This is a genomic window from Xylophilus rhododendri (genome assembly GCF_009906855.1).
In the GTDB taxonomy this organism is placed as follows: Bacteria; Pseudomonadota; Gammaproteobacteria; order Burkholderiales; family Burkholderiaceae_C; genus Xylophilus; species Xylophilus rhododendri.
This window is the reverse complement of the sequence record NZ_CP047650.1, coordinates 4,158,285-4,170,388: the sequence shown is the minus strand read 5'-3', so window position 1 is coordinate 4,170,388 and position 12,104 is coordinate 4,158,285. Positions and strand designations below refer to the sequence as shown.

The window sequence follows — 12,104 nt, the reverse complement described above, 5'->3', positions numbered from 1 at the left end:
ACCGGACGGCGCAAACAGATAATTTTTCGCTCAGCCCATCGAAAGCATCGATGATGCCTAGACGGCCCGGGCCTTGCGCCGCGGCGCCGACTGCTGCTGCTGCGCGATCGATTCGAAGACCGCCTCGGCCACCGTCTCGATCACCCGCGAGCCGGGGTCGGCCCGCCAGCTCGCATGGATCGGCAGGGGCTTGAGCGCCGGCGCAAAACGCAGCATGCGCAGCCCGCCCTCGGCATCGAGCTTCTCGACCGCCGCGCGCGGCAGGGTGGCCACGCCGAAGCCGCTGGCGGCCAGCTGCTTCATCGCCGAGATCGAGGACATGGTGTGCACCCGGCGCGGCTCCAGCCCGGCCTGGCGGAACAGGTCGAGCAGGTCCACATGCGGCTGCGAGCCGCGCTGGAAGGTGAGCAGGTCGAGATCGACGATGTCCTGCGGCGTGTAGCGGGCCTTGCGGTGCCGGCCGGCCTGGCCCACCAGCACCATCTCCATCGGCGCCAGGGCACGCGAACGCAGGCCGTCGGCCACGGCGGGCTGGGCCGCGAAGATCAGGTCCAGCGTGCCGCGGCGGGCCTGCTCCAGCAGCACCGGCGTGGTCTCGACGCTGAGCTCGAACTCCAGTCCTTCGTGCTCGCGGCGCAGCCGCTCCACCGCCGGGATCAGCCAGGCATGCAGCACCGAGTCGATGGTGCCCAGCCGCAGCGAGACGGCCTGGCGCTGCGCCGCGCCCATCTCCAGCCGGATCTCGCGCTGCATCTCCAGCAGGCGCTCGGCATAGGCGGCGAAGCGGGTGCCGGCCACGGTCAGGCGGAAGCGCCGGTCGCGCCGGTCCAGCAGCAGCACGCCGAGCTCCTCTTCGAGCGCGGCGACGCGGCTGGACATGGCCGACTGGGTGAGGCAGAGCTTCTCGGCGGCGCGGGTGACGCTCTTGAGGGTGACCACCCAGTAGAACGCCTCGACGAAACGCAGGTTCATGAAGCGCTTTGTACCCGATGCGTTCGGCGCGGCGGCGGGTTCAGGGCCAGCGGTTGGGCGTGCGGCCCGACATGGTCGCCTGCGCCTGGATGGCCCGCATGTCGGCCAGCAGGCCTTGCCGTTCGTATTCCAGGCCGTGCCGGCGGGCACGGCGGTAGAGGCGCGCGGTGTTGAGGCGCAGCACCAGCTCCAGCGTGCCGGAAGACAGCTGGTCGAACAGCCCGCCCCATGCCGCGCTGCCCGGACCCTGGCCGAAACCGGAATAGATCGCGTAGCTCGCCGTCAGCGACTGCGCGCGCATCGCCACCAGCGAATCGCTGCCGCACAGAAAGCGCGTGGGGAACTCCGAGATCACCGCCGCCAGGGCCGCGATGCGCCGGCGCCGCAACAGCAGGTCGGCCGCCGGATCGAAGGCATCGCGCTGCGCCTGGCTGCTGTTGAGGGACGGTGCCGGACACGGCGAATAGTGCGCGGCGACGACGTCCCAGGACATGTCGATGTAGACGTTCGGAAAGGCGTTCAGCAGCCGGCGCAGATTGTCTTCGTGCCGCGGCGAAGGCGGGCTGTACTTGCCCAGGCCGCCCAGGTGGGCCCAGACGATGACGTTACCGGGATGGCGGGTGAACAGGCCCCAGACGTCCTCGAAGTACTCGGCCCTGCCGGCTTGCCCGGTGCGCACGCACTCCAGCTCCTCGCTGACGTCGCAGTGCATGGTGGCGCCCATCGAGGCCCGGGCGAAGAAGGCCAGGTAGGCATGGATGGCCGCCTCGGGCGAGAAATCCGGCTGGTAGCTGCGGTTCTGCGTCTCCACCACGCCCTTCCTGAGCGTGAACTCGCCGGCCCAGAAGAAGACGCCGGGATGGTCGCGCTTGAGCCGCATGACATCGTGCACGCCGTTGGGATCGTGCAGCGGCATGCCGGTGACCGAGGCCAGCAGCCGGCGCCGCACCTCGGCGGGCAGGGAGCCGAGGGCATGGGCCAGCTGCCAGTCGACCGCGGGGTTGTAGTACTGGCCGATCCGGCGCAGCGCTTGCAGGTCGGCCACGGTGATCGGCCGGGTGTTGTCGCGCAGCTCGTCGGGCATGTAGTAGCTGCGGCCCAGGGCGTGGAAGTCGTGGCCGCAGCCGCAGCTGAGGGCGCCGCCCTCGATGCGGGTGGGAATGCCCATGCACAGGCAGCAGTCCACGCCAGCCGCGTCGAGCAGCGCCACTTGGCGCAGCAGGGATTCGGCCAGCGTGGCGCTGAAGTCATGCATGTGGACGGCGGCATAACCGCTGGCGAGATGGCAGTGGCTGTCGTGCATCAGCGTCTGCGTGCCGGCTTCCGCGGTGCCGCCCTGGCGCCGCGTATCGCCGGCAGGCAGCTCGGCGTCCGCGCCGGGCCCGTCGCCTGCGCGGGCCGGATCGCCCGAGGTGCTGGTGGCGGCATCCGCACGGCGGGTGGGGCTGCGGGCGCGGTCACCGGAAATCGATGGCAGGAACATGGACAGGACTCCTCGTGGGCGGCACCCGACAGTGGGCCGACCCAAGGCATTCTTCGTGCGCGATCCCGCCATCCGGCGGCCAAGACGAAAGGCCCGCGCCAGCGACGAAGACCGTCGCCGTGCCTGCTACTTCGGCGCCACCATGCGATCGCGCGTGGCCAGGCCCGGGAACAGGCGCACCCACAGCAGCGCCACCACCATGGTGCCCACGCCGCCCAGCACCGTCGCGCCGATCGGGCCGAGCAGCGCGGCGGTCGCGCCGGACTCGAACTCGCCGAGCTGGTTGCTGGCGCCGATGAAGACCGAGTTGACCGCGCTGACCCGGCCGCGCATCTCGTCGGGCGTCTCCAGTTGCACCAGGGACTGGCGCACCACCACGCTGACCATGTCCGCGCCGCCGGTCACCGCCAGCGCCACGGCCGACAGCCACAGGCTGTGCGACAGGCCGAACACCACCGTGGCCAGGCCGAAGATGCCGACCGCGATCAGCAGGCGCTTGCCCACGTAGCGGTCCAGCGGCCAGCGGGTCAGCACCACCGACATCAGCAGCGCGCCCACCGCCGGCGCCGAGCGCAGGATGCCCAGGCCCCAGGGCCCCGTGTGCAGGATGTCGCGGGCGAAGATCGGCAGCAGCGCGACCGCGCCGCCCAGCAGCACCGCGAACAGGTCGAGCGAGACGGCGCCCAGCACCGGCTTGCGGTGCCAGATGAAACCCACGCCGGCCAGCAGGGTGCGCATGGAAACCGGCTCGCGCGGCGCGGCCACCCGCGCGTATCGCAGGCGGGCGATGAACACGCAGCCGATGACGAACAGTGCCGTGCAGGTGCCGTACACCGCACTGGCGCCGGCCACGAAGATCACGCCGCCCAGCGCCGGGCCGCCGATGATCGCCGTCTGCATGCCGCCGGTGGCGAAGGCCATGGCGCGCGGCAGCATCAGCGGCGGCACCAGCATGGGCACCAGCGCCTGCTGGGCCGGCAGCTGGAAGGCCCGCACCATGCCCAGCACCACCGAGATGCCCAGCAGCAGGCCGCGCCCGGCCCAATGCCCTTCGGTGGCCAGCACCAGCAGCAGCGACACCACGCCCTGCACCAGCAGGCAGGCCGCCACGATGTGGCCGCGGTGGAAACGGTCGGCCACATGGCCCGCCACCAGGGCCAGCAGCAGGGCCGGCGCGAACTGGTAGAGGCCGACCAGGCCAAGGTCCCAGGCGCTGCCGGTGAGGTCGTACATCTGCCAGCCGATGGCCACCAGCAGCATCTGCTGGCCGGCGGTGCCGAACAGGCGGGTGCCCCAGAAACGCATGAAATCCCGCTGCTGCAGCAGGTCCTTGAAACGGTAGTCGGTGGCGGTCATCGGGGTCGGGAAGCGGAATCGGAGGGCGAGCGCAGGGCCCGGAGAATAGCCGCTATGGCCGATCGCCGCAGGCGAGGCATCCCCTAGACGCCCGCGCAGCCAGCCGGAAACCCAGCATGGCCAGCGCATTGCTCAGCAGGCTGAAGCCCAGGTTGACCTCGGCCCTCAGGCGCTGGTCCGGCGTGCGGTTGAACTGGGCATCCAGGCTGTCGACCAGCGCGGCCGAGGCATCGAGCGCCAGCACCGCCAGCAGGCAGCGCAGCAGATCCGCGGCCATTGCCAGCGCCATGCCGCGCGGACCAGTGGCACCGCCAGCGACCTTCCGCAGCCGCCGCGCCAGGCTGGCGCCGGCATCGCCATGGCCCGCGTCGAAGAGATGCAGCGACACCGGCCGGCCCCCGGCGCCGGTGCCCCGCATCCGGGCGGACATCTTCAGCGCATGCAGGCCGGCATCGGACAGCGTCGCCGCCAATGCCGCGGTGCCCAGCGTGATGCCCCCCGCCGTGAGGATGCCCGGCCGCTGCAGCCGGAAATCCAGAGCCAGGCCCTGCAGCGCGAAGGCCAGCGGATGCGCCATCTCGCAGGCCAGGCTGCGCAGCCGGCCGTGCTCGAACTGCCGCTGCCGCCGCGCCACGGCGATGCGGCCCCGCCGCACCGCCTGCCAGGCACTGCGCAACTCGGCCCGCGTCAACAGGCGGCCATCGGCATGCAGGCGCGAGGGATTCGGGTGGAACACCTCGGGCGGCGTGGCGCTGCAGCCGTGCGGCCCCAGCAGCGCCTGGCCGAGGGCCGCCGCCACCGGCTGGATCGCCCAGCGCGCCAGCAAGAGCACCAGCGCGACCGGGGCCGCCACGGTGGCCGCGGCGACCACGGCCTCGCGCAGGCCGTCCGCGTAGGTCTCGGCTTCGTCGGGCCGGCGCGGCTCCCAGCCGGTCCAGGCGCCCAGGCTGCCTTCGCGCACACGCGCCTGCGCCGTCAGGGCGATCGCGTTGGCGGCGAAGAAGCAGCCGGCCTCGATGCCGCTGTCGAACAGCAGGCGCGGCAGATCGGCCAGCGCCCGCCAGACGCTGCCGGCCCGCTCGTGCGGCATGGCGCGCTGCTGGGCATCGAGTTGCTGGCGGCGCAGCCGCAGCCCGGGCCGCGCCGGGGGCACGCCGGGCGGCGGGGCGGCGTCGGCGGCGAAGAAGTCCGCGGCCGTCGCGGGCGTGGTGCAGCCGGCCAGGCCGGCCAATCCGGCGAACGGACCGCCGCCGCAGATGGTTGCGACCTCCACCTCCGGCCGGGCCGTGCGCCGCGCTTGGCGCAAGACGCCGCGCCGCGCCGCGGCATCCGCCGTGCCGGCGCGCAGGAAAGAGTCAAGCATGGAGTTCCTGGAATGAAGAAGGCAGCCAGCGGCCGCATGCCGCGCGCATGCTTTGGGGGTTGCCGCGCCGGTCGAGCGCGGCGGGCGAAACGGCCCGTCCGCGGCCGAAGAGGCATCCGACGACAATGGCGCCATGGACAGCACACACAACCTCAACGACCGCCGCATCGCCGACGCCTGGGCCACGCTGCAATCGCATGCCGACAGCGGCAACACCCTGCATGCCGACGCCTATCGCCTCGCCTTCGCCGACCCCGAATTCCTGGTGCGCCGCGAGACCCGCGGCATCCGCCTGCAGCTGGAAATGCTCAAACCCGACCTGGACCAGCAGGCCCAGGGCATCGACAACACCATCGTGGTGTACGGCAGCGCCCGTTTCCTCGCACCCGACGAGGCCGAGGCCCTGCTGCAGGCCGCCGAGGCCGAGGGCGACGAAACCGCGATCGCCGCGGCCCGCCTGAAGGTGCGCAACGCCCGCTGGTACGAGCTGGCGCGCCAGTTCGCCCACCTGGTGGCCACCGACAGCGAGGCGCGGCCGCGCGAGGAGCGGCTCTACATCTGCACCGGCGGCGGCCCCGGCATCATGGAGGCGGCCAACCGGGGTGCGCACGAAGCCGGGGCGCTCACGGTCGGCCTCAACATCGCCCTGCCGCACGAGCAGAGCGGCAACCGCTTCATCACGCCCAGCCTGTCGTTCAAGTTCCACTACTTCGCGCTGCGCAAGATGCACTTCATGATGCGCGCCAAGGCACTGGTCGCCTTTCCCGGCGGCTTCGGCACCTTCGACGAACTGTTCGAGGTGCTGACCCTGGTGCAGACGGGCAAGTCCAAGCGGGTGCCCATCGTGCTGTTCGGCCGCGACTTCTGGACACGCACGGTGAACTTCGAGGTGCTGGTGGAAGAAGGAACGATCTCGGCCAAGGACCTGTCCCTGTTCCACCTGACCGACGATCCGCAGGATGCGTGGGACTATATCCAGGCCTTCTACCGGCTCGATTGAGGCCGGCTCGGGGATGGACTCCCCGCCAGGAAACTCCCAATAAGCCGGTCGCCCGCGGCACCCCATGATCTCCTCATCGAAAAACCAGCGAGGAGACCCATGCAAGCGCCCCGAACCACCCGACGCACCCTGATCCAGGCCGCGGCCCTGAGCACCCTGCCCCTGGCCACCCTGGCCAGGGCCCAGCAGGCCTATCCGGCCAGGGCCGTCACCGTCGTCGTTCCCCAGGGCGCGGGCGGCGCCAACGATGCCATCGCCCGCATCGTCATGCAGCGGGTATCGGAGCAGCTGGGCCAGGCCTTCGTCGTGGACAACCGGGTCGGCGCGGGCGGCAACATCGGCACCGCCTATTCCGCCAAGGCCCGGCCGGACGGCTACACGCTGATGCTGACCAGCGACAGCGCCCAGGTCATCGCCCCGGCCCTGTACAAGGCCCCGGGCTTCGACCCGATCAAGGATTTCGAGCCGGTGGCGGCGGTGGCCACGGCCGGCTATGTGCTGGTCGCCAACCCGGCCTTTCCCGCCAACACGGTCAGGGAGCTGATCGCCCTGGCCAAGGCCCAGCCCGGCAGCATCTCCTATGCCTCGGCCGGCAACGGCACACTCAACCACCTGATCGCCGAGGTGCTGCGCAAGCAGGCCGGCATCGACATCCAGCATGTGCCCTACAAGTCGTCGGCCGCCGCCGCGACGGATGTGGTCAGCGGCCAGGTGCCGATCTCGGTGCAGAGCCTGCCCTCCTGCATCGGCTTCATCCAGGCCGGCAAACTCAAGGTGCTGGGTGTCGTCAACGCCAGGCGGGTGGCGGTGCTGCCCGACGCGCCCACCATCGGCGAGACCCTGCCCGGCTTCGGCTTCACCCCCTGGTACGGCCTGTTCGCGCCCGCCGGCACGCCGGCCGACATCGTGCAGAAGCTTCACGCCGCGGTGGACCAGGCATTGGCCGCCAAGGAGATCCAGGACCGCCTGGCCCAGCAAGGCGCCGAACCCTGGCGCCTGAGTTCGGCGCAGTTCGGCGAATCGGTGAAGACCGAGCTGGGCCGCTGGGCCGCCATCGTCAAGGATTCGGGCGCGCGCGTGGATTGAACAGCGCCGCCGGCCGCGGCAGCTTGTCGTAGTCGCGCCCGGCCGCGCCGCCGGCCTTGTGGCTGGCCATCGCCGAGAGCAGGAACAAGGCCACCATGCGGTGCACGACCGGGTCCGGATGCCGCGGCGGCATCGGCGCCAGCCGCTGCAGCTGCACCCGCAGCACCGCCAGTTCGCTCTGCACCGAATAGAGCAGCAGGGCCTGCACCTCGCCCAGTTCCCGGCGCAGGGCATCCACCGGCACCGTGGTCGGCGCCCAACTGCCGCGCCGGGACACCGGCGAGGACCGCCCGGCCTGAACCGCCGTCTGTACCGGAGCCGGCACCGGCACCAACGGTGGCCGGCGCGGCGGCAGCGGCACGGCCGATCGCCCGGCGGCAGGGTTGCGCGGCCGGCGCGCGGCGCCGTGCAGCTCATGCTGCAAAGCCGCCATCGCGTGGGCCTGGCCCTGCTGCACGAGCTGCGGCGGGAGCTGGATCGGCGGCATCCCGAAAGCGCTGCGCCACTGGTTGGCGCCCAGCTCCCAGTAGCAGCCGCCGCTGGCCGAACAGGTTTCCCAGCCATACATGCTCTCGATCTGGCGCAGCAGCTTTTCGGTATCGCCATGCTGTTGCCAGGCCTGGAACGCCGCCTTGTAGAACTCGGCGTTCTGCAGCTCGTAGCCGATGCTCGGGCCGCCGTTCTTCTCGATCTCATCCGCCACCAGGAACTGGTTCAACACCGCCTGGCCTTCGTACATCACCACCGCGGCGGCACTGTCATAGTCGTTGGAGAACTGCTGCGGCAGCAGCGCCGTCTGGAAGGTGTGCCCCACTTCATGCGCCAGCAGCTGCATCGCCAGGGCCGGAGGATGATCCGAGCGCATGCGGATGAGCTTCTGATTGTGGTCGCACATGGACGGGCCGGAGTCGCTCCATTCGATGCGCCAGCCGTTCTGCCGGACCTGGTCCAGCTGGTTCATCAGCAGCGGCGATTTTTGGATCACCGGGCCCAGCACCTCCCACATCTGCGGCAGGTTCGAAGGCGGATAGAACTTGGGCGCCGCCTGCCAGGCCGGCACACCGATAGGCACCGATCCCGGTGTCGGCGGCGCCGATGCATCCGCCTGATGGGAGCCGTGTGGCGCGTTCAGGAACTGCGTTGCCGCGAAAGGCCCTATCGGAATCGAGGCCCAGGGCAGCGGTGAGTCGTCATGGGACGAAAAATCCAGCGGCGTGGCGGCGGCGCTCACCGGCAGATGGGCCAGCGCCCCCAGGCCGGCCGGCTGCGATGCAAGGCCAGAGGCGGCAGGTGGCGCACGATCCTGTACAGCCGCAGGGGGCCCGGAAACCAGCGGTGCTAAGGCGGGGGTGGAGAGGTCAAGCATCCGCCCATTCTTGGGATGGCGCGCCCGTCATCGCCGCCGGCTGCGAAACGATGTCCGCACTGGCGAACGCCGCTTGGGCTGCACCACCCAGGGTCAGGGCCTGGGGCACTCAGGCGCAAGAGCAGGCGCCGGGCGCGGCACATCGCCGCTGCGGCTGACCGGCGCGGTGGTTTCCATTGCCGTGGCGGGATCGGTGGGCCGGCGGGTCGGCCTGACCTTGGCGGGCTTGCCGGCGCCTTCGCTGTCGAGTGGCGCGGAGGTGGTGTTGGCCGGCCGGGCGCCCGGCGCGCCTTCCGTGCCGGGCACGATAGGCGTGCTGGCCGGCTGGGCCATCGCGGCCCAGGAAAGGGTCGTGGTCAGGATGGCGATGGCGGCAATGGCGATGGACTGTGCTGGCATGGGTCGGCTCCTGGAAGCCCGGCGGGGCATGCAGCCAATCTGCCCGGATGCGGCGCCTGCGAAACGGGCAGTCGGCGACAGCTGGCGTAGGCCAAGCCCGTCAAGGTCGCCGGAACGCCACCGGCTGGCGCGACCAGTACGCCGAGGACAGCCGGTCCAGCCGAACCTCGCCGCCGGTGGACGGTGCATGCACGAAGCGGCCGTCGCCCACATAGATGCCTGCATGGGTGGGCCGGAAGCGGCCGAAGATCACCAGGTCTCCGGTGCGCAGCTCGCCGGCACCCACCGAATGCCCGAAGTCGCCCAGCTCGGCGGTGGTGCGCGGCGGCGCGATGCCGGCCCGCAGGCGATAGACATAGCCGATCAAGCCGCTGCAATCGAAGCCGCCTTCGGGCGTATTGCCGCCGTAGCGATAAGGCGTGCCGACCAGGCCCAGCGCATGCACCGCGATGTCGGCCGACTGCTCCTGGCTCAGCTCGGGGTAGACGATGGGCGGCCGGTGGCGCGGTGCGGAGGAACAGGCCGCCAGCAGCAGGATCAGGCTGCAGGCGGCCAGCTGGGTGAGGGCTCGCATGCCGCGCAGTGTAGGGCCCCGCGCGGCAGGCCGTGGCGCGGTTTACATGCCAGTGCCGAAGGCCGCCTTCATGCGATCGGCCGCGAAGGCCTGGGCGTCGCGCGCCTTCTGCACCACGGCGGCGGTGCCGAAGAACTCGTGCGTCGCGCCGTCGTAGACCTTGCGTTCGACCGGCACATTGGCCTTGCGCAGCGCGGTCTCCAACAGCGAGCCGTCGTCCAGCAGCGGGTCGATCTGCGCGTTGATGATGACCACCGGCGGCAGGCCGGCCAGGTTGGCGTCGATCAGCTGCAGGCGCGGATCCTTCAGGTCGGCCGGCGAGTTGGTCAGGTTGTCGACGAACCACTTGATCATCGGCCGGTTCAGCGGCTTGGCATCGGCGTAGGTGTTGTACGAAGCCGTGTCGGTGCTGGTCTGCGCCACCGGGTAGACCGACAACACGATGGCGGGCTTGGGCAGGCCGGCGTCGCGCGCGGCGATCGCGGTGGCCACTGCCAGATTGCCGCCGGCGCTCTCGCCGGCCAGGGCCAGGCGGGTGGGGTCGCCCTTGAGCTGGACCGCGTTCGCGGCGGTCCACTTGTAGGCGGCCAGGGCGTCGTCCCACTGGGCCGGGAACTTGGCTTCGGGCGCGCGGCGGTAGTCCACCGACACGACCACCGCCTTGGTGTTCTTGGCCAGCGTGCGGGCACCGCCGTCATAGACCTGCTTGTCGGCGATCACCCAGCCGCCGCCGTGGAAGTACACCACCACCGGGAAGGGGCCGCGGCCGGCGGGCGTGAAGACACGGGCGGGCAGCTGGCCGGCGGCGCCGGGAATCATGATGTCCTTGCTGGAGACGCCCGGCACCAGCACCTGCGGCTTGATCGACTGGTTCTCGGCCTTGAGCACCCGGTTCACGCCATCGGTCACGGTGGGCTGCTTGCGGGCCTCGGCCGGGGTCAGGGTCTCGATCGGCTTGCCTTTCAGGCTGGCCTGGGCGTCGAGCACCATCTTCATGTCGGCATCGGGCATGGCGGGTGCGGTCTGGGCGTGGGCCATGCCGACGGTCAGGGCGGCGCCCAATGCGGCGAGTGCGGTGGCGGTAACCTGGAAGGAGCGGCGGGAAACGTGGTGAATGGCCATTGCGGAAACCTTTGTAGCGCGAGTTTTTGGAAGGGCTCCATCGGAAGCGACCTCCGGGCCGCATCGCGACAGCCGGCGAAGGGTTCCCGTGTGGTCCTGGGTTACGCGGCGCTGTCGGATAGGTGCGCGGCGTGATTCTTCCGACGCCCGGCGTCGGCCTGATCTCACGCGGGGACATCGCGCGGCCCGCGAGGCTCGATGCTTCTGCAGCCTCCGCATAAAGGAACCCACCGTGATCAAGTCCCATGGCTACGCCGCCAAGCATTCCTTCAGCCGCCTCAAGCTCTTCGACTTCGACCGCGAGGAAGCCGGTGCCGACGAGGTCGAGATCGCGGTGATGTATTGCGGCGTCTGCCACTCGGATGTGCACCAGGTGAAGAACGAATGGTCCAACACCGTCTATCCCTGCATGCCCGGCCATGAGGCGGTGGGCAAGGTGACGCGCGTCGGTGCCAATGTCACCCGCCATGCGGTGGGCGACATCGTCGGCGTGGGCTGCATGATCGACAGCTGCCGCAGCTGCCCGGCATGCCTGGCCGGCTTCGAGAACTACTGCGAAGGCCCCAACAGCTGGCTGGCCACCTACAACGGCCCCATGGTGCCGGCCAAGAAAGCGCCCACCGGCGAGAACATGTACGGCCGCGACAACACCATGGGCGGCTACAGCGACACCCTGGTCGTGAAGCAGGACTTCGTGCTGAAGATCCCCGCCGGCCTGCGCCCCGAGGCGGCCGCGCCCATCCTCTGCGCCGGTGTCACCACCTATTCGCCGCTCAGGCACTGGAAGGTGCAGGCCGGCGACAAGGTCGGCATCCTGGGCTTCGGCGGACTGGGCCACATGGCGGCCAAGATTGCCAAGGCCATGGGCGCGCAGGTCACCGTGTTCACCAGCACCCGCGAGAAACTCGACGAGGCCGCGCGCCTGGGCGTGGAAGGCGTGATGGAGGACGACAAGAAAGCGCTGGCCCCACTCAAGGCCAGCTTCGACTTCATCCTCTCGACGGTGCCGCAGAAGCACAACGTCAACCCCTTCGTCGAACTGCTCAAGCGCGACAAGACCCTGGTCGCGGTCGGCGCGCTGGAGCCACTGGCGCCGATCAACAACATGGAGACGGCCATGCACCGAAAGAGCGTGGCCGGATCGCTGATCGGCAGCATCGCGGAGACCCAGGAGGTGCTGGATTTCTGCGCCCGACACGGCATCGGGCCGGACATCGAGATCATCCCGATCCAGCAGGTCAACGACGCCTACGACAAGGTCGAGGATGGCGAGGTGCGCTTCCGCTATGTGATCGACATGGCCACGCTGGCCGACGAAGTGAAGGATTGATCAGGTAACAGCGTGAGCGATAGTCACCGACTACTGGCATCATCGGCGTTTTG

11 protein-coding genes are annotated in these 12,104 nt (G+C 70.4%); 3 read left to right on the top strand and 8 right to left on the bottom strand.

Annotated elements, in window-relative coordinates:
* Positions 1-57: 57 nt before the first annotated feature.
* The 4 genes from GT347_RS19235 to GT347_RS19220 form a co-directional block, all read right to left on the bottom strand.
* Positions 58-972, bottom strand: coding sequence for a LysR family transcriptional regulator (locus GT347_RS19235; RefSeq protein WP_160553738.1), 915 nt, complete (start codon positions 970-972; stop codon positions 58-60).
* A 40-nt stretch (positions 973-1,012) separates the two neighbouring features.
* Positions 1,013-2,455, bottom strand: a complete 1,443-nt coding sequence (locus GT347_RS19230) for an amidohydrolase family protein (protein WP_160553737.1) — start codon at positions 2,453-2,455, stop codon at positions 1,013-1,015.
* A gap of 126 nt (positions 2,456-2,581) precedes the next feature.
* Complete coding sequence (locus GT347_RS19225) at positions 2,582-3,811, bottom strand: MFS transporter (RefSeq protein ID WP_160553736.1); 1,230 nt, start codon at positions 3,809-3,811, stop codon at positions 2,582-2,584.
* A 52-nt stretch (positions 3,812-3,863) separates the two neighbouring features.
* Complete coding sequence (locus GT347_RS19220) at positions 3,864-5,174, bottom strand: hypothetical protein (protein ID WP_160553735.1); 1,311 nt, start codon at positions 5,172-5,174, stop codon at positions 3,864-3,866.
* A 133-nt stretch (positions 5,175-5,307) separates the two neighbouring features.
* Between GT347_RS19220 and GT347_RS19215 the strand changes: the two genes are divergently transcribed.
* The gene (locus tag GT347_RS19215; RefSeq protein ID WP_160553734.1) at positions 5,308-6,174 is read left to right on the top strand and encodes an LOG family protein; all 867 of its coding nucleotides are present in this window, start codon (positions 5,308-5,310) and stop codon (positions 6,172-6,174) included.
* A gap of 99 nt (positions 6,175-6,273) precedes the next feature.
* On the top strand, positions 6,274-7,260 hold the full coding sequence (locus tag GT347_RS19210) for a Bug family tripartite tricarboxylate transporter substrate binding protein (RefSeq protein WP_160553733.1): 987 nt from the start codon (positions 6,274-6,276) through the stop codon (positions 7,258-7,260).
* Here the strand turns inward: GT347_RS19210 and GT347_RS19205 are convergent.
* The 4 genes from GT347_RS19205 to GT347_RS19190 all read right to left on the bottom strand — a co-directional run bounded on the left by GT347_RS19205 (position 7,232) and on the right by GT347_RS19190 (position 10,721).
* On the bottom strand, positions 7,232-8,626 hold the full coding sequence (locus GT347_RS19205; RefSeq protein WP_160553732.1) for a hypothetical protein: 1,395 nt from the start codon (positions 8,624-8,626) through the stop codon (positions 7,232-7,234). The two genes, GT347_RS19210 and GT347_RS19205, sit on opposite strands and share 29 nt — an antisense overlap.
* A 93-nt stretch (positions 8,627-8,719) precedes the next feature.
* Positions 8,720-9,025, bottom strand: coding sequence for a hypothetical protein (locus GT347_RS19200; RefSeq protein WP_160553731.1), 306 nt, complete (start codon positions 9,023-9,025; stop codon positions 8,720-8,722).
* 100 nt (positions 9,026-9,125) lie between these two features.
* Positions 9,126-9,599, bottom strand: a complete 474-nt coding sequence (locus GT347_RS19195) for a C40 family peptidase (RefSeq protein ID WP_160553730.1) — start codon at positions 9,597-9,599, stop codon at positions 9,126-9,128.
* A 42-nt stretch (positions 9,600-9,641) separates the two neighbouring features.
* On the bottom strand, positions 9,642-10,721 hold the full coding sequence (locus GT347_RS19190; RefSeq protein WP_229722385.1) for an alpha/beta hydrolase: 1,080 nt from the start codon (positions 10,719-10,721) through the stop codon (positions 9,642-9,644).
* 232 nt (positions 10,722-10,953) lie between these two features.
* On the opposite strand from GT347_RS19190, the gene GT347_RS19185 reads away from it, so the two are divergent.
* The gene (locus GT347_RS19185; protein ID WP_229722384.1) at positions 10,954-12,051 is read left to right on the top strand and encodes an NAD(P)-dependent alcohol dehydrogenase; all 1,098 of its coding nucleotides are present in this window, start codon (positions 10,954-10,956) and stop codon (positions 12,049-12,051) included.
* Positions 12,052-12,104 lie beyond the last annotated feature (53 nt).

Excerpts from the sequence above, each read along its gene's own strand:
- GT347_RS19225 (WP_160553736.1), bottom strand. The coding sequence starts at position 3,811 with ATGACCGCCACCGACTACCGTTTCAAGGACCTGCTGCAGCAGCGGGAT.
- GT347_RS19205 (WP_160553732.1), bottom strand. The coding sequence starts at position 8,626 with ATGCTTGACCTCTCCACCCCCGCCTTAGCACCGCTGGTTTCCGGGCCC.
- GT347_RS19220 (WP_160553735.1), bottom strand. The coding sequence starts at position 5,174 with ATGCTTGACTCTTTCCTGCGCGCCGGCACGGCGGATGCCGCGGCGCGG.
- GT347_RS19210 (WP_160553733.1), top strand. The coding sequence starts at position 6,274 with ATGCAAGCGCCCCGAACCACCCGACGCACCCTGATCCAGGCCGCGGCC.
- GT347_RS19215 (WP_160553734.1), top strand. The coding sequence starts at position 5,308 with ATGGACAGCACACACAACCTCAACGACCGCCGCATCGCCGACGCCTGG.
- GT347_RS19230 (WP_160553737.1), bottom strand. The coding sequence starts at position 2,455 with ATGTTCCTGCCATCGATTTCCGGTGACCGCGCCCGCAGCCCCACCCGC.
- GT347_RS19190 (WP_229722385.1), bottom strand. The coding sequence starts at position 10,721 with ATGGCCATTCACCACGTTTCCCGCCGCTCCTTCCAGGTTACCGCCACC.
- GT347_RS19235 (WP_160553738.1), bottom strand. The coding sequence starts at position 972 with ATGAACCTGCGTTTCGTCGAGGCGTTCTACTGGGTGGTCACCCTCAAG.
- GT347_RS19200 (WP_160553731.1), bottom strand. The coding sequence starts at position 9,025 with ATGCCAGCACAGTCCATCGCCATTGCCGCCATCGCCATCCTGACCACG.
- GT347_RS19195 (WP_160553730.1), bottom strand. The coding sequence starts at position 9,599 with ATGCGAGCCCTCACCCAGCTGGCCGCCTGCAGCCTGATCCTGCTGCTG.